This window comes from Pectobacterium sp. CHL-2024 (assembly GCF_044751765.1).
GTDB lineage: Bacteria > Pseudomonadota > Gammaproteobacteria > Enterobacterales > Enterobacteriaceae > Pectobacterium > Pectobacterium brasiliense.
Genome location: NZ_JBIXKO010000009.1, coordinates 1 through 16,848 on the forward strand (window position 1 = coordinate 1; position 16,848 = coordinate 16,848).

The window sequence follows — 16,848 nt, forward strand, 5'->3', positions numbered from 1 at the left end:
CAGATTCACCCTGTTTCAGGTGATGGTAGCTAACCATCACCCACTACCTAGTTCAAGATACAATGGACGTATTCACAGCGTCTTTACGATCTATCCGTTACTACCGCTCGACGGTCTTTGTCGTAATCTAAGAAAGGCGCGGATTCCGCGCCTTTCTTATTCATGCCGGTGCTGCACAAAATGCTTATGACTCTTTCACGGCACCCGCATCCGCTACCGCAACGTCCGAGAGCAGCGGCAGATACGCGCGGACGCAGAGTCCACCGCGTTCACTTCTGCCGACATCCAGCACGCCATTGTGCGCATCGATAATACGCTGCACAATCGCCAGCCCCAGCCCTGTACCGCTAGTGGTTCGTGCGCTATCGCCACGCACAAACGGCTGGAACAGGTGCTGTAACTGATCGGGCGCGATGCCTTCTCCATCATCTTCTACCTGAAACCAGACGCGCTGTAGCTCACGTCCAGTACTGACTTTTATCCAGCCGTTACCGTAGCGCGCCGCATTCACGACCAGATTCAGCGCCGCTCGTTTGATCGAAAGGGAGCTAATGCGCACCAGCAGTTCGCCGGTAGCAAAATCGCTGTCGATCTGGCGTTCATAACCGCTTTCCGATGCCACCACTTCACCCATAATGGCGTTCAGGTCGGCCACTTCCGTCTGCATTTCCTGACCGGTACGCAGGTAATCGAGGAACTGCTCAATAATCGCATTACACTCTTCAATGTCCTTATTGATCGACTCCGCCAGATAGTCATCTTCCTTGCCCATCATTTCGGTCGCCAGACGAATTCGCGTCAGCGGCGTACGCAGATCGTGGCTGACGCCCGCCATCAGCAGCGTGCGGTCATCGGCCAGCAGCTTCACGCCGGAGGCCATCTGGTTAAAGGCACGCGTCACGGAACGCACTTCGGAAGCGCCATATTCACGCAGCGGCGGCGGAATAATGCCTTTACCGACCTGTAAAGCCGCATGCTCCAGCTCAACCAAGGGTCGGTTCTGCACCCGAATAAATAGCCACGCGCCGCCAATCACCAATAGCATTATCGCCAGCGTATAGCGGAAGAGCGGCGAGAAATCGCCCTGATGAATTTCGGTGAGGGGAACGCGCACCCAGATATCCGGTGACAGCCAGGTTTTCAGCCACACCACCGGCGTATTCTTGCTGACTTCAACCCGCACATCCGTCGGGCCGCCCAGCTGTTGCGCCATCTGGTCACTCAAAAACTTGTAGTGCTGGGCCCAGCGCAGGCCGCTTTCCTCCGCCGCCGCATTGGTGTACAGCGATATACCCAATTCGCGGTAAATCTCACGCCGGAACGCAGGCGGCACCTCAAGCGTGGAGCCATCTTCCAGTTGCAGACTGTCCGTCATCAGCATTCTTACTTCGTATGCCAGCACTTTATTGAACTGCTGCAAACTCGGCAGAATCGCGAAGTTGAGCACCACCAGATAGGTGGTGACCAAACTGACAAACAATAACGTGACAATCAGTAGCAACGTCCGTGCAAATGAGCTGCGCGGAGAAAAGCGCCATTGCATCATGCCTTACTGCCGTCCGGGACAAACACGTAGCCAAGACCCCACACGGTCTGGATATAGCGCGGATGCGCCGGATCCTCTTCCACCATGCGGCGCAGACGAGAAATTTGTACGTCGATGGAACGTTCCATCGCGCTGTATTCACGACCGCGGGCCAGGTTCATCAGCTTATCGCGGGACAGCGGCTCACGCGGATGGCTCACCAGCGCCTTAAGTACGGCAAACTCGCCGCTGGTTAACGGCATCGGTTCATCATCGCGGAACATTTCGCGCGTGCCCAGATTCAGCTTGAATTTGCCAAACGCGATAATGGCTTCTTCCTGCGACGGCGCGCCCGGCAGTTCGTTTGCCTGACGACGCAGCACCGCACGAATGCGAGCCAGCAGTTCACGCGGGTTGAAAGGTTTAGGAATATAATCGTCCGCGCCGATTTCCAGCCCGACGATACGATCGACTTCTTCCCCTTTTGCCGTGACCATAATGATCGGCATCGGATTGCTCTGGCTGCGCAAACGACGGCAGATGGACAGCCCATCTTCGCCCGGCAGCATCAGATCCAGCACCATAAGGTGAAAGGATTCACGGGTCAGTAAACGGTCCATCTGTTCAGCATTGGCTACGCTACGTACCTGAAAACCCTGCTCAGTCAGATAACGCTCTAACAGCGCCCGCAAACGCATGTCGTCATCTACAACCAGAATTTTATAGTTTTCTTGCATTCTCTTTCTCCAAAGGCGTAATAGCGCCGACGATGCTATTGTTCAGAAACATACGAATTACTGACAGTCGTTTCTGGTATACATTCTAGGCAAAATTGTTACAAAGCATATTAAAATTCGTGTAATCAATCATTTCCTGCGCTCTCAGGCATGAAATAATCGGCGATTAATGACGATTGCAGTTAGCGAAGCGTGTCGTTTACGAAGATTGTCGTTTATCAAGATTATAGTAACGCCGCCGCCAATAAAAAGGCGAGGTAGCGGCGAAAGCAGGAGAAAAGCGAAGAAAGAGGACGTTGCCGCCTGAATTCAGCGCGACAACGTGGAGCGGTTAACGTATCGCGGTGATTAACGCATAAGCTCATCCAGCACAACACGCACCGACGGCAATGCCGGTTGGAAAAGGTGACGCGTCGTCTTGTAAGGGAACAGGCTCTTTTCCGCCACAATCGTTTGCATAATCAGGCTTTTGCAAAAAGGTTGCCCAGTCTTCCAGTGGTAAACGGACACACGGGGATCGTCATAGTCGAGCAGCGCACAGGGGATATGCTTTAATCCCAGCTCGGCGGCCGCGCGTAACCGGTGATTACCGTCCATAATAATCCCCGTCTCTTTCTCTATCGGTACTGGCGTCGTCCAACAGCCACAGCGGCAAATATCCTCCATCAGACATTCCACGTTCGACATATCGACATTTTCAGAGGGAAGCAGGAACTGCACGGGCGTAAGAGCAATCTGGTAAGTCATACTTTCAAACACGCTCTACCTCCTGACGTAAACAATCTCGTATCGCTCCGGCCAGTGCACCGGAGCCGACGGTGAGTGACTTACTGCGTAAGACTGACGAAATAGCCCGGCTGGTAATCAACCGGCAAGAACTGCTGGTGAAGCTGGCGGAAGGTGTCATCCGCATTGAGATCGCGGAATAAGTCTGGGTGGAACCACTCGGCCAGTTGCTGAATGGCGATAAAGTCATACGGGCCGTTGTAAAACTGATGCCAGATGGCATGAAACGCTCGCTGCTGCTTGGCGACGCTGTTGGTGTAGGCCGGACGCCCCAGAAACCATTCGAGACGCTTACGTCCTTCCGCCATATCCTGCCCCGGCCCCAGACCAATCCAGCGTCCACCGGGTACGAAGGCCTCAAAGTTGCCGCTGGTGATCACTACAATTTCCGGGTTTTCCACAATCACCTGTTCAGGATGCATCTGCATAAAGGTGCTCGGCGCATTCTTCGCCGCAACGTTATCGCCACCAGCCAATTGCACGAATTTACCGAAGTTATCTGGGCCGAACGTCAGGCAGCATTCATCGGTATAGCCACCCAGTCGCTCAATAAAAACGCGCGGGGAACGCGGTTTTTTCGCCGACAGCACATCAGAAACACGTTTTAGCTGCGCCTCACGGAATGCGAGAAAGGCTTCGGCACGTGCTTCCTGATTAAACAGCTTGCCGAACAGACGCATGGTAGGTGCCGTGTTTTCCAGCGGGTGATAGCGAAAATCGACATACACAATCGGAATGCCGACGCTGTCCAGTATCCGGTCATAACCCGCATCGACAATCGACCGCTGTGCCTCAATGTTCATAATGATGACATCAGGCTTGAGCGACAACGCCTGCTCCACGTCAAACGTGCCCTTTTCCGTGCCGTCAAACGTCGGTATTTTTGCGAGTTGAGGGAAGCGGTCACGATACTGGTGCCACGTGGCCGGATCGGACTGAATCAGATCGCGCTTCCAGGCGACAATCCTTTTCGCCGGGTCTTCCCTGTCGAGCATCGCAACCAGATAAAGCTGACGCCCCTCCCCCAGCATGACGCGCTGCACCGGCGTCTTGACTCTCACCTCGCGCCCCAACACGTCCTTGATGACGGTTGAGGTTTGCGCGGTTTGCTCAGCCTGCCCCACCAGTGGCGACAGGCCTACCATCAACAGCGCGCTCAGCAATAACCGACGGCAATATTGCCGCGTCCAACGATTACACATTTTCGATATTTCCCTTCGTCGAGAGAGAGTCATGTTTTTCCGCCTGTATCCGCAGGCGTCGTAGCAGCATCAGCGCGACCAGGAAGGTCACCAGATAAGCGGCGCCAACGCAGAAGAACAGCGAACGTAATCCGGGGGAATAGAGAACCAATCCGCCCAAAGCAATGCCCAGAATCGAGGCAAACTGGCTAACGCTTTGCGCCACGCCGAGTATGTAACCCTGCTGTCCGGCCCCAGCCGCGCGGGAAATCAGCGCCATCAGCACGGGCGTCGTCGCTCCCAACAGCACGCCCCACAGGAAGTACAGCGGGATGAAAATCGCAATATTCAGGATCGTAGCGGCCGTCAATGTCACGATGGCGCAGGCCAGCATGACCACACACAGGCGGCTCAGCGTCTGCGACAGCGAGAGATTTTCAAAATAGCGCGCCCACAGCGACGCGGAGACAATCACGCCGGTCGCCTGCAAGCCATAACACAGCCCGATAACCCACTTATCCACCTGAAAGAAGCCGTCCAGATAGAGGGAAAACGGCGTTTGCGGGATCATACGGCTGGTCAGCAGTAGGCCAGAAATCAGCAGCAGACCGGGAATCGGCGACAGCGCCCAGAGCCGCCTGCGGGGAAGGGCTTTCGTCTGTGCGTCCGCAGGCGGAGCAACGGGAGCCTCAGGGGCGACATGCGGCAGGAACAGCGCCACGGTGATGCCGCACAGCGCGCAGAGGATCGCCGCACTCAGGTTGATCCAGAAGAAGTTCAGATAATCGAGGATCAGTCCACCGACAATCGCTCCCAGCAGCGATCCCACGTTGGTAGAGACCTGAAGCCAGGCAAACAGCCGCGTGCGCTGTAGCGGACTGACCACCGCGACGCCATACGCCTGCGCGGGCGCAATATAGCCCGCACAGGCACCCTGAATAAAACGCAGCGCGACTATCGTCCAGATGTCATTTGCCCACGCCAGCCCGAGCTGAGTTAATGCCAGCCCAAACAGCGCGCGGATCATCATGGCTTTGTTGCCCAGCCGGTCGCCCATCCGTCCCCAGAAGGCGCTGGTCAGCATAATGCCCAGCATCGGCCCGACGTACACGGCAATCCCCGCGATACTCAGTTCCGCACCCGATGACATACTTTCCAGATGCAGCGGCCAAAACGGCCCGCTCATCTCCATCGCCCCCATCGCCACCAGCTGTACGACAAACATAAAGTGGATGATGAACGCGACCTGCCCGCTCAAGCGCATGCGTCAGCTCCTTCTGATTCGACGGCGTCACCCGGCCTCATACCCGCTACGGTCATCACGTCAATTCATCTCATCCGTCAGCCAGTGCGGCGGGAAATAGTCGGGACGATCCTGCGTGGAGGTTCCCATGTAATCGCTGCACCACCGGTAGACTTCCTCAATGTACGGCACGCTAACGGTCAGGTTCTCCGCAATCGTCACCAGCAGGCTCAGGCCGTAGGCAATATCCTCCTGGAACACCCGATGCTGAGTATCAAACACGTACCCACCAGCATCATGTTTTCGCAGCGGCAGACCGATGCCGTGATAAGCCTGATTGGTGCGCAGCACGGAAAGCATCGTGTGCGCATCGGCAATCTGATCGCCATAGGCATCGATAATCTCCTGCTTGAGCGGCAGTACCGAGTCCAGCAGCACGCCAAGCCGCGTCTCCAGCGCCGCACACAGCTGCTGGTTCTCCTCGTCCATGCGTTCCAGATAATAGGCCCCGAGTTCCGGGCAATCATTCCACCAGCACAGCGGCTGTGAGAGCGGTCGGGCATGCCACTGCCCGTAAGGACCGATCAGGCCATAAATCACCGCACTGTGCATAATCGGGTTACCCGGCGTCAGCGTGATCTCCAAATAATCCGGCAATAGCACCACGGGCGCAGCATAGAGCCGTTGCAGCAGCGCCATCAGCGCCTGCTGGCTCGCAGCGGTTTCACGCCGATGCGTGGCGACATACAGCGTGGCCTTTTCACCACCCATTTTGATCGACTGGCCCGGCAGCAAATCAAACGCAATGTGCGCGACATCCTTCATGCCCCAAATCACCGCGTTTGGGCGCGCGGCCAGCTCACGTTCGGCCAGCCAGTCAAAGCCGCAAAAGCCGGGGATTGCGCCGACATAAACCGGTTTATCGCTGGGAATATGAGGAACGATCCGCGCCAGAAGATCGGCGCGGAAGTTAGCGGGAACGGTGATGATAACGATATCCGCATCGCGGCAGGCTTCCGCCGGATCACAGGTCACACAGTCCGGCGTCGCCGTCAGCGTCTCGCCATCCGGCAGCAGCGCGTGTAGCCGTTTACCGTGCTGCTGATAGGCTTCCGGCAGACGAGGATGGCTGCCCAGCAGCGTCACCTTAACGTCTGGCCGTTGTTTAAACAGCACCGTGGCGAGATGGCCGGTCTTGCCGGCCCCGCAAATCACCACGTTAAGCGGCTGCCCGCTTAGCGTTTCGATCATCCTTGACTCCTTAGCTCGCCTGCTCCAGAGAAATCGCATTGCCCAGCCAGCGATCCAGATCGTGCCACACGCCGCTATCGATCAGATTACGCGCCGCCAGCCACTCTTCGTTAAATACCGTGTGCAGGTATTTCTCCCCGCCGTCGGCAATCGCCAGCACAACGTTGCCGCCGATGCGATCCTGATAGATCAGCTCCAGCGCTTTATAGATCACTCCGCCCGTCGAACCGCCGACCAGCAAACCGTAATGCCGTGCGATATAGCGTGCCGTTTCAAACGCCTGCGCATCCGAAACCTGCTCGCCACAGTCGATGCAGCTGTAATCCAGCACCAGCCCCACGGTATCCCCCGCGGGCGTCCCGGTGCCGGATTGATAGTAAGGCTTGCCGGGGTGGCCGAAGACGATAGAACCCACCGGTTCAACGGCAATGGTCGTGATATCCGGGTTATGGACTTTCAGACCGTGCGAAATGCCGGTCATCGAACCGCCGGTGCCCACGCAGCCGACAAACGCGTCGATCTTGCCAATCTGGCTGAACAGCTCGCGGACAAAATCGGCATAGCCGCCCGCATTCGCCGCGTTATCCGACTGGTTCATAAACACCGCGCCGGGTATTTCCTGCGCCAGCTGTGCCGCCATGCGCTGGCGTTCCACCACCGCCACCTCATCTTCGCCGTAGTCGCCGGAGACGTAGCGAATTTCCGCGCCGAGCGCGCGCATGATGGCGATTTTATCCTGTGCCGCGTGATGATCGACCACGGCGATAAAGCGCAGGCCGTATTCAATTGACGCCAGCGCCAGCCCGATACCGGTATTCCCCGATGACGACTCGACAATGGTGCCACCGGGACGGATTTTGCCTGACTTCAGTCCGGCAACAATCATGTTTCTCGCCATGCGATCCTTCATGCTGCCGCCGGGGTTGTTCTTCTCCACTTTTAAAAACAAACGCGTATCCCCATAGGGAACCGGAATTTGTATAACGGGCGTATTACCAATCAAATCAGTTACTTTATTCAGGATCATGGTTCTGCTCCATTCAGTTATCACTGGAAAAAATCAGCTCACCTTTCTTACCTTTGAACGCACACAGGCGCGCAGGCAGCGGATGCCGATGAAACGCGTTTTCCAGCAGGTCCATCTGGTATCCCGCCGTATTCGCGTAAATCAGTAAATCGCCTGACTGCGGCACGGTTCGAAAATGAATCAATCGGTTCGTAATGACATCGTCGTCCAGACAGCTGTGTCCGGCGATCCAGGCTTTACCCGGTGCCAGAGGCGTGTCTTTTTTGACGGAAAAAACATGCAGAGGATCAATCAAAAACTCAGAGTTAAACCAGGTTTCACACGCGCTGAAGCTGCTGCCTTCCACAAACACGACGTGGTTGCCATCCGGCTGGCGGCGCGTGCGCGTGACGCGAAATACCGTAATCGCACTTTGGTCAGCGAGGCTGCGTCCCGGCTCAATCGCCAGAATCAGGCCGTGCTGCTTGAGCACGTCCGCTACGCGGTGCTGTCCGATTGGGGCGGACAGGAATGCCTCAAGATAGTCGACAGCCGAACGCTCACCGCCATATGGGTAAAACGAGGTCGGCACCTGACCGTGGCGGTAATCCGCCGCATTCTGCTTCGCTAAATAATCCTGATAGCGTGAAGCCGAAAGATATTGAATCGGCAATCCCCCGCCGATATCAATAATCGCGGGCTGCAATCCCTTTGAGCGTGCCCGATCCAGTAATGGCAGTACCTCAGCAAATGCCGCCACACGGGTATCGGGATCATAGCCGCCGAGATGGAAATGGAAGCCTTCCAGATGAAGCACAGCCTGTCTGGTGCTCAACGCCTCCAGACAGATTGCAACCTCATCGGCCAGCATGCCAAACCGACTGGCCTGCGCGAACGACGGGCGATAGCGCAGCAGAACCCGCACGGGCTCCGTCACGCGTAGTAAATCCGCCAGCGCGAGCACCTCGTCGAACTCTTCCGGTGAATCCAGCACGATAAGAGCGCGATGATGAACCAGCGCCGTCAGGAACTCACGCGTTTTGGCCGGGCCGGTGGCGCACAGCCGCGCGCCGTCGCAGCCTGCCCGCAGCGCATCTTTCAGTTCCTGTAGGCTGGAAACATCCACGCCAACGCCCGCATTCACCGCCGCCTGAACCAGCCCCGGCGATTTGTTCACCTTCGCGCCGTAGTACAGGCGGCAATCCACGTCGTGACGCTGCAACACTGTCCGCAATGCCGCGATATTGTTGGCCACGGTGTGCGGCCAGACAATATTCAGCGGCGACCCATACTGCTCAACCAGCCACGACAGCCTTTGCGGCGAGTTGAAAAGAAACTGCTCAATCTCACTGTCCAGATAAGGCGTCAGTCTCTCAGGCCAGTGGGCCTGCGCGACAGGGAGGGAAGACACTGCGGCAAAGCTAAACAGGTTGCTCATCGCTATCTCCTTAACGTTCGGTTCCTGAAAAATGCCTATCCTTAGAAATCAACCGCGACGGACAGCATCAGCGTCCGCGGCGTTCCTTGCGATACCGTGCTGAACGACGTCACGCCAGACCAGTAATTGCGGTCAAACGCGTTCAGGACATCCGCACGGAATGTGGTGGGCGCGTTGTAGATTCGCGTCTTGTAACGCGCGCCGAAATCAACGGTGGTCCAGGAAGGAATAGACTGGGTATTGATGGTGTTGACGTTCTGCTTCCCGTTATGGGTGACGTTGGCGTTCAGCGTCAGATCGCGCAGGAACGGCAGATCGTATTCCACGCCGGCGTTAGCCTGAAAACGCGACGTGCCCGGCGCACGCTTGCCCTGTGCACCCGGCGTCACGCTTTTGGTCAGCTCGGCATCCAGCAGCATCACGCCACCGGTCAGGCGCAAATCCTCCAGCGGTGAGCCGACGACATCCAGCTCAATACCCCGATTGCGCTGCTCGTTAGCCTCAATAAACTCACTGCCCGGTCCGTTAGCTAATGCGCCGCTCGGCTTGGTGATCTGGAAGACGCTTAGCGTAGAAATCGTCCCCAACGCGTCCACTTTTACCCCAGCCTCGTACTGTTTGCTCTTATACGGCGACAGCACTTGACCCGGATTGCTCGCCGTCGTGGGCGCCACGTCCCCTTTACTTAGCCCCTCAATGTAGTTGGCGTAGAGAGAAACATGCTGCCAGGGTTTAACAATCACCCCGAGCATCGGGGTGATTGCGCTCTTGTCATAAGAAGAGCGCACCCCGCCATCCGGGGCGGCGAAGTTATCCGTGTTGATCTGCTGATAACGCAGCCCACCCGTGACCTGCAGCGCATCGTTCCAAAAGCCGAGCGTATCCGCTAGCGCGATACCCGACAGTGCCGTGGAAGAACGTTTGTATATGCTTGACGGTGCGGCGATATCCTGTGCTGGCACATAGACAGGGTTATAAATATTTGAATTAATAGCTGTTCCCGGCACATTAGCGCTAGCCTGACGATCGCGATAGTAGCTAGTCTGTGCCGACAGCTTGTGGGTCACCGAGCCCGTTTCCACATCCGCACGAATGCCGGTCGCGAAATTGTAACGGCTGGTGGTAAAGCGGTAATTCCCTACGGTAGAACGAATATCGCCATTATTATTCGTCACCTGCGGCACCTGCTCCGACAGTCGGCTCACGTGTGCACTGGAACCACCTAAATCGGTAAACCAGGTAACGTTATCCGCCAGATCGTATTCGGTATGCAGCAGCACCGACTGGTCTTTGGAATGCCAGAACCCCCACGGCTGAGAGATATTGTTATTGCCATCCGGTGCGTCGGGCACGGTCACACCCTGCGCGAACGAATAAGGGCGAGACGGCGCACGGGTTTTCAGATGCTGAGTGATAAGATCCAACGTGGCGCGAAAGCGTTCTGACGAGAAATCCAGCCCAAGCGAGCCGACCTGTGTACGTTTGTCGCTGCCATCCCACACCGTGTCGCCGTAGCCGTAATTCCCGTTAAAACGCACGCCGAGCAAATTGTTATTGTCGAGCGCATAGACGCGGGAAATATCCGCATGCTGCGTGAGCTGGGAATCAGACTGCCAACTGGTCGTGAGGCGGGTCAGATTGCCGACGGTGGTCGGGCGTTTGGTGACAGCATTAATCACGCCGCCCACGCTGCTGTTAGGCGACAGACCATACAGCAACGCCGACGGCCCTTTCAGTACTTCCACCCGCTCGATGTAGTCGGTCATCAACTGATAGTTGGGCGCAACACCGTAGACGCCGTTCATGGCGATGTCGCTCAGGTTTCCTTCATTGAGTGGAAAACCGCGAATGTAGTAGGAATCCAGCAGACCGCCCTGAGAACTGCTCACCCGCACCGATGCATCATGCGCGACCACCTGCCCCAGCGTCTGTGCCTGTTTATTTTCAATAAACGATGAGGTCATGTTGCTGACGTTAAACGGCGTATCCATCACGTCCTTTTTGCCCAGCAGTCCGGTGCTGGACGACCGCGCCGACATGCCGCCTGCGACCAGCCCCTGCACGGCATCCGCGTCTTTAGCTTCCACCACGATAGTGGAATCATCGCGCTCGCCCGTTGCAGACTGCGCGGGTATCGCGATGCCGCTTAGCACAGCCGTTACGGCGATGGCCAACGCGGAGGGAATAGGAAAACGAGTCTTCCCGGTAGGTGGAGTGAAGTTCTTCCTGGCGTTCATCAACAAAGTTATCCATCTCAAAATGAGGAGTGAAAAAGATGCTCCCGTATTCAGCCTGTGAGGCAGGAGCATCGCCATACATCACGATCCGATGCGGGTTTCTTCCTCTTCAATGAGGAAGGGATTGCTCAGACCGTGCTGAATCCGATAGTCGCGATATTCCTGGATGTGCATGCGCAGCAGCGAACGCGTATACCAGGGCTGGGTCATAAACATGTCGCGTTCGGTCTGCCACAGCTCGCCATCAACGCGCGACTTCACGGCGTCAAACGCCGCGGCGGTTTCTTCTTTCATCACCTGCCACAGCCGGGCATCGGCAAAGCCGTATTCCGCGCTGAGCGCCAGCGCCAGTTCGTGCAGGTGGCTGACAAAGCAGGCATCGACGACAAACATCCGCACGGGTTCGATGTCGTCTTCAAATACCGTGGGCAGAATGCCGGGCCAGACGTAGGGTTGCAGGTGATGACCGCGCTGACGCAGCAGCGGCGCATAGGTGCGCCCGTCGCCGAAATCACGGATTAATAATCCCTGCGCGACACCTTCCGGTGAAAAGAGGATCTGGCTGTTCTGCTGATGCGCTTCCAGCCCGATGCCGTACAGCAGATAGATCGCGATAACAGGCCGGGTAACGGCGCGGACGTATTGGCGGAACCACGCTTCGGGGCCAAGCCCGGACAGCGTTACCAGCTCGGTGAACAGCGGCTGCTCGCGGTGAGGCAGTGCCGTAAACAGCGTGGCGACGGTCACGGGCAGCGCGCCGTCAGTGCGTTCATAAATTCGAGCATCGCGGAAAACGACGGAGAGGTGTTTGCCCGGCGCGTCATCCTGATGAATCGCGTGCTTGTAGTGGAACGCCGTCTCTTCGCGGAAAAATTCCAGCCGCTGCTCAAACCCGCCTTCCTGCGCCAGAATCGCTTCGATAATGGTGCTGATACGTGGCCCCATGTGGATGGATTTCGCCTGCAGGCTGCGCATTTCGCTGGTCATCCAGATGGCGACGGGCAGTTTGATGAAGGGAGAAGAAGGCGGTTCAACGGGCAAAACGGTACGGAACGACATCCCCGGCAAGGTGATGAGATCGGGGCCGTCGGTAAGCAGAATCCCTTCGGCGATCTCATCCGCATAGTGGGGTTTCACCCAGTTTTCCAAATGCCAACTGTGGATGGGCAGCGGGAGCCACTGCGTCTCATCCAGCCCTTGTTGATTCAGGCGCTGCTTCCAGTCCTGCCAGAGCGCGGGGAATGCCTGAGCAAACCACGAATGAAAACCATCGACGTGCGGCATGGATTCGACATACGCCATATCGCGGCGCAGCGCGGTAATACGCAGCGGCACGCGGGCGTTAAATTCGGGTGACAGCTGCTGGACGTCTTCGTCACTCAGTCCGGGGCGGGCTTTCCAGGTCGGGTAGTAAGGGTGGCCTTCCAGCGATCCCCACTGATCGAGAAACATGGCGGCATCGCGAATGCTGAGCTGCCGACGCAGCCACGGCGTGAAAGCGTTCTGCCCGTCCTGCTGCATGGCATCGGCCACCTCAGCACGCCACTGGCAGCGATAGCGCCGGGCGTTGGTATCATTACGAATGCTGTTACCGACGTCTTTTTTCAGGCCACTGATGCCGCTCTCGTCAGGATGAAAATCGAAACTGTCGCGAAGTAAATCAATCAATCGCTCGTGGCTGGTAACGGGAAAAGACGTTCCATCTGAATGAATGAGATAAATATTTCCATTATTAATATAGGTGTTTGCCGGTGCTGGCGAAATATCATCAAATTTCAATATACCTTTGCCACCCTGCAAAGCCAGCGTTGCTGCCCTGGAATTACCCTCAATAAATCTCAGGTTATTTTTATTCAAAATTCCTTCTGCGAAAAAGCAGCGAATCAATCGCCTTAACGCGTTTTTATTTGAGTAATCAGAGAGAAAATCATCTACATCCTGATGTATATCCCTGTGTTTAATTTCGTCAGCCTTGATATTCATAACCACTCCTCATACCGATAAAACAAGTAAAAACCGATTGCAGTAACGTATAAAAGGGTGTCGTTAAATCTCGGGTTAACACGTCCCGAAACTTAATAAAAATGTCGTGATAGATGGATTGAAAAATAATGAACGGAAAGCTAGCATATTAACCACCGCAATGTAAATAGCTATCATTCTTATTCGCAATTAATGAGTTACATTTTAATAAAACTGCATTTAATCAATGAATTAACAGAAGGAGAGCAGCATGGAACACGCTAAAACCTATCTCTTTGTGCCTGTAATGCGCCCCACCGCTTTCAACAAGCCGTCTACTGCGGTGCCGATGCCGTGATATTTGATTTAGAAGATGCTGTTCATCCTGATGAAAAAAACCAGGCTAGAGAAAATATTATCCAATGGGATAAAAACGATACTCCCGTCTCTGAAATAAATTGCAAAAGATATATACGTTTAAACAAATTTGGTTCAGTGGAATTCAGTGAAGATATAGAGTTTCTGAATAGGCTAAATAATAAAGAAAAATTAAGAAATAACGCCCCATCCAAACATAAAACAGCCAAATGGGAAATTGTTTTACCTAAAATAGAATCCGCAGAAATGCTGCATGATGCGCGGGAAATGATAAATCGTAATAGATCGGAAACGGTTCATATTATTGCGATAATTGAAACCGCGCAGGGGTTGCATCATGCAGAAGAGATTTGTGCAGCAGGGGTAGAAAGAGTCGCATTTGGCTCATTGGATTTCTCACTTGATATTCATTGCGATCAATCCTTGTATGCCTTGCTGTATGCCAGAAGCCGCATTGTATTAGCCTCCAGACTGGCCGACTTGCCGCCACCGATAGATTGCGTCAATCCTGACTTCACGCATCACGACCGGGTGTTAGCTGACGCATTACATGCGCGCTCGCTCGGCTTCTCGGCCAAACTCTGTATTCATCCCTCACAGATCGATGCCGTTCAGCAGGCATTCGCGACGGATCGCAGCAAAATAGACTGGGCAAAGCAGGTTCTGAAAGCAGCCGAACACAGCTACGCTTTCCAGATAAACGGTGAGATGGTGGATTTACCCGTCATTGAGCAGGCCAGACAGCTATTGCGGGCGCAAAATGTAGATGACTAAACCTCTTGCGCCAATAGGACACGAAGGGGATACGCTCGCCCGGCTTGCTGTGTGTTTCCCCTGCGTGCCGCTGCCGGGTCGCTTATGACTTAACGTACTCAATCGAATTAACAAACCACTCGCGCGGGCCGTCTGGCGTGTTCACGGTGAACTCCTCATCAACCGCTTTTTTCAGCATGGCGCGCGCCATTGGGGAATCGATCGAAATATAGTCTTTATTGTCGCCGTAGATCTCGTCCGGGCCGACAATCCGAAAACGCTTCACCTCACCTTGTTCATTCTCGATCTCTACCCAGGCACCAAAGAATACGCTGCCATCCTGCTGCGGCGAATAATCAACGATTTTCAATTCCGTCAGGCATTTTCTCAGGTAGCGCACACGCCTGTCGATCTGGCGCAATAAACGCTTGTTATAGGTGTAATCCGCATTTTCTGAGCGATCCCCAAGGCTCGCTGCCCAGGAGACAATTTTCGTAATTTCCGGGCGCTTTACATTCCAGAGATGGTCATGCTCTGCCCGCAGTTTGTCATACCCCTCGCGGGTAATCAGATTGGTTTTCAAGTCAGTAACCCCGTTAGGCTCTTAGTGCGTAAGCTGTCCGGCGTACCTTCAAAAATAAAAGGGTTGAGAAACATCCGACCCCAAAACAGCTTACGATCCACTTCACTCAATTCGACTTCATCGCAGATGCTTTCCCAGCATGCTCGCACCGTTTCTATTTGATGCATGATGATCTCGATGGCTTCAGCTTCACCCAGCAGAAATTTAGGTGCAGCTGCCAGACAGACAGCGAAATTGCTCATCCTGTTTTCGCCAGCGATCAACATTGCCTGAGTCGCCTCGTTACCCGCCCGGTTCTGCGGGCAGATATCATAGGCTGGTGTCAGCTTTAGTGCGCGGCCATCCCAGAATGCTGCGTGGTTTCGGGCATGATCGTCGGTGTTTCCGCAAATGATATTGAAGCTCAGACGGCCAAACAGCTCACGCAGCGTCGCTTTCGGTTCATCGAAACGTTGCCGAATGATGTCCGAGAATTCTTCGTAGCTCGCATATCTCGCCATCATTTCATCAAGGCCGAAAAGCGTCAGTGCAGAGACCATCAGCCTACGTTTCCAGCCACCTTCTACTTTCATACGGTCAAAACGTTCTATCAGAATCACGTCCTTCCCCGCCGTCTGCCGAAAGTGCACCGGAGCCACATTTAAACCAACACTCGCAGCCAGTCGCATCGCAATGTATTCAGCCTTAACGACATTGTAGGTATCCGTTGAGGATGAAAATTTTGCGATAAACTTATGGTTCTCATCTTCAATCATCGCTTTCGGCCGAGCGCCACCCAACGAACTCCCATGAAAAAGTGCTTGATCAAGCTCAGGCGTCAACAAGACACCGTTTTCTACCATGGTTGCCGCAAGCATCAACTCTTCAATAGACGCATTTTGAGCTGAACGCGGAACATACTCTGTCGGTGATACCTGAAAATCGAGCCCGCCAATTCTGTCTGAACCGGACTCAAGCAGGTATGTCAATTCATCCAGCGTACTGCTATCCGCCCCTCTGCCTCTGACACCCATAAGTCGATTAAGGATGACCCTGCGTCCCCATGCGTCAGGTGCGGCATCGCGTAGTGCACTCGCCTGCCATAGGCCCGCTGCTGGCGGGATAGCACCACGCATTAACGGCAGTTCAGGTTCATAGATAGGGATCGCGTCTTTTCGCTCCAGATAGTGACGACCATAATTGAAAATGAGTCGGTCGCCGTCCCGGCTCAATAAACCTGCCACAACGGGCTTCGTCGCATCAGGCAACCAGATCCATACATAGGCTTTGTCGACAGCGTTATCAGAAGTCATCATTCACGACCTTCTTGGAAGGATGTACAGCACGCGGTAGAAGAGAAAGTGTTTTCTCCGTGCTGGCAATATGAAGTGCCATTGCGGATTGGTCTGTGGTAAAAAGAGGGACACCAACAAGAGTAGCCAGCTCGAAAACTGCGCCAATTGAGCATCCCATATCTCCTTCCTCTGCGCGATAGACTAAGCCTCGTGATACGCCTGCCCGTTCAGCTAATTCTTCCACTGTCATATTACGTTCGATCCTCGCGCTGCGAAGCATCAACCCGAGTAAACGAGCTGCATCACGGCTGTAGCGAGAATATGTTCGAGCAGAAGGTTTCGCCATCGCTATATTCCTGTTCCATTAATGGGGCATAACACATACCTAACACCTATTTATAGAACATGATGCGTCTGTAATGAAGGAAACACAAGACTGCTGTTCTATTAATAGGTCATATTTTTAAGATATGCCTTATTAATGAAACACGCCC

General features: G+C 54.7%; 14 protein-coding genes. 1 reads left to right on the forward strand and 13 read right to left on the reverse strand.

Going from position 1 to position 16,848, the window contains the following annotated elements:
* Positions 1-184: 184 nt before the first annotated feature.
* The 10 genes from envZ to ACIPUG_RS14240 all read right to left on the reverse strand — a co-directional run bounded on the left by envZ (position 185) and on the right by ACIPUG_RS14240 (position 13,387).
* Entirely contained in the window at positions 185-1,546 is a 1,362-nt protein-coding gene (gene envZ / locus ACIPUG_RS14195; protein WP_039277203.1) for a two-component system sensor histidine kinase EnvZ, read from the reverse strand.
* The gene (ompR, locus tag ACIPUG_RS14200; RefSeq protein WP_005969424.1) at positions 1,543-2,262 is read right to left on the reverse strand and encodes a two-component system response regulator OmpR; all 720 of its coding nucleotides are present in this window, start codon (positions 2,260-2,262) and stop codon (positions 1,543-1,545) included. Before ompR ends, envZ begins: the two co-directional genes overlap by 4 nt.
* 348 nt (positions 2,263-2,610) lie before the next feature.
* Positions 2,611-3,021, reverse strand: coding sequence for a ParB N-terminal domain-containing protein (locus tag ACIPUG_RS14205; protein WP_080718602.1), 411 nt, complete (start codon positions 3,019-3,021; stop codon positions 2,611-2,613).
* 68 nt (positions 3,022-3,089) lie between these two features.
* Positions 3,090-4,250: an ABC transporter substrate-binding protein gene (locus tag ACIPUG_RS14210; protein ID WP_400338854.1), complete on the reverse strand. Its 1,161-nt coding sequence runs from the start codon at positions 4,248-4,250 to the stop codon at positions 3,090-3,092.
* A complete protein-coding gene (locus ACIPUG_RS14215) occupies positions 4,243-5,493 on the reverse strand; it encodes an MFS transporter (protein WP_400338855.1) in 1,251 nt (416 codons plus the stop codon). Before ACIPUG_RS14215 ends, ACIPUG_RS14210 begins: the two co-directional genes overlap by 8 nt.
* A 60-nt stretch (positions 5,494-5,553) precedes the next feature.
* Positions 5,554-6,723, reverse strand: a complete 1,170-nt coding sequence (locus tag ACIPUG_RS14220; RefSeq protein WP_400338858.1) for an NAD/NADP octopine/nopaline dehydrogenase family protein — start codon at positions 6,721-6,723, stop codon at positions 5,554-5,556.
* A gap of 10 nt (positions 6,724-6,733) precedes the next feature.
* Entirely contained in the window at positions 6,734-7,750 is a 1,017-nt protein-coding gene (locus tag ACIPUG_RS14225; protein WP_010277727.1) for a PLP-dependent cysteine synthase family protein, read from the reverse strand.
* Between the two features lie 13 nt (positions 7,751-7,763).
* Positions 7,764-9,167 (reverse strand): Y4yA family PLP-dependent enzyme, encoded by a 1,404-nt coding sequence (locus ACIPUG_RS14230; protein WP_400338861.1) that lies wholly within the window; start codon positions 9,165-9,167, stop codon positions 7,764-7,766.
* A gap of 41 nt (positions 9,168-9,208) precedes the next feature.
* The gene (locus tag ACIPUG_RS14235) at positions 9,209-11,404 is read right to left on the reverse strand and encodes a TonB-dependent siderophore receptor (protein ID WP_227527375.1); all 2,196 of its coding nucleotides are present in this window, start codon (positions 11,402-11,404) and stop codon (positions 9,209-9,211) included.
* Positions 11,405-11,485: 81 nt separating this feature from the next.
* Positions 11,486-13,387: an IucA/IucC family protein gene (locus tag ACIPUG_RS14240; protein ID WP_400338864.1), complete on the reverse strand. Its 1,902-nt coding sequence runs from the start codon at positions 13,385-13,387 to the stop codon at positions 11,486-11,488.
* A 333-nt stretch (positions 13,388-13,720) separates the two neighbouring features.
* On the opposite strand from ACIPUG_RS14240, the gene ACIPUG_RS14245 reads away from it, so the two are divergent.
* Entirely contained in the window at positions 13,721-14,518 is a 798-nt protein-coding gene (locus ACIPUG_RS14245) for an HpcH/HpaI aldolase/citrate lyase family protein (RefSeq protein ID WP_400338866.1), read from the forward strand.
* 82 nt (positions 14,519-14,600) lie between these two features.
* Here ACIPUG_RS14245 and greB read toward each other — a convergent pair whose 3' ends face one another.
* Genes greB through ACIPUG_RS14260 form a run of 3 tightly spaced genes read right to left on the reverse strand, consistent with a single transcriptional unit; the run spans position 14,601 to position 16,700 of the window.
* Positions 14,601-15,080 carry a transcription elongation factor GreB gene (gene greB, locus ACIPUG_RS14250; RefSeq protein ID WP_039288614.1) on the reverse strand — a complete coding sequence of 160 codons (480 nt, stop codon included), beginning with the start codon at positions 15,078-15,080 and terminating at the stop codon, positions 14,601-14,603.
* A complete protein-coding gene (locus ACIPUG_RS14255; RefSeq protein WP_268198903.1) occupies positions 15,077-16,372 on the reverse strand; it encodes a type II toxin-antitoxin system HipA family toxin in 1,296 nt (431 codons plus the stop codon). The genes greB and ACIPUG_RS14255 overlap by 4 nt, the downstream gene beginning before the upstream one ends.
* Entirely contained in the window at positions 16,362-16,700 is a 339-nt protein-coding gene (locus tag ACIPUG_RS14260) for a helix-turn-helix transcriptional regulator (RefSeq protein ID WP_400338867.1), read from the reverse strand. Before ACIPUG_RS14260 ends, ACIPUG_RS14255 begins: the two co-directional genes overlap by 11 nt.
* Positions 16,701-16,848 lie beyond the last annotated feature (148 nt).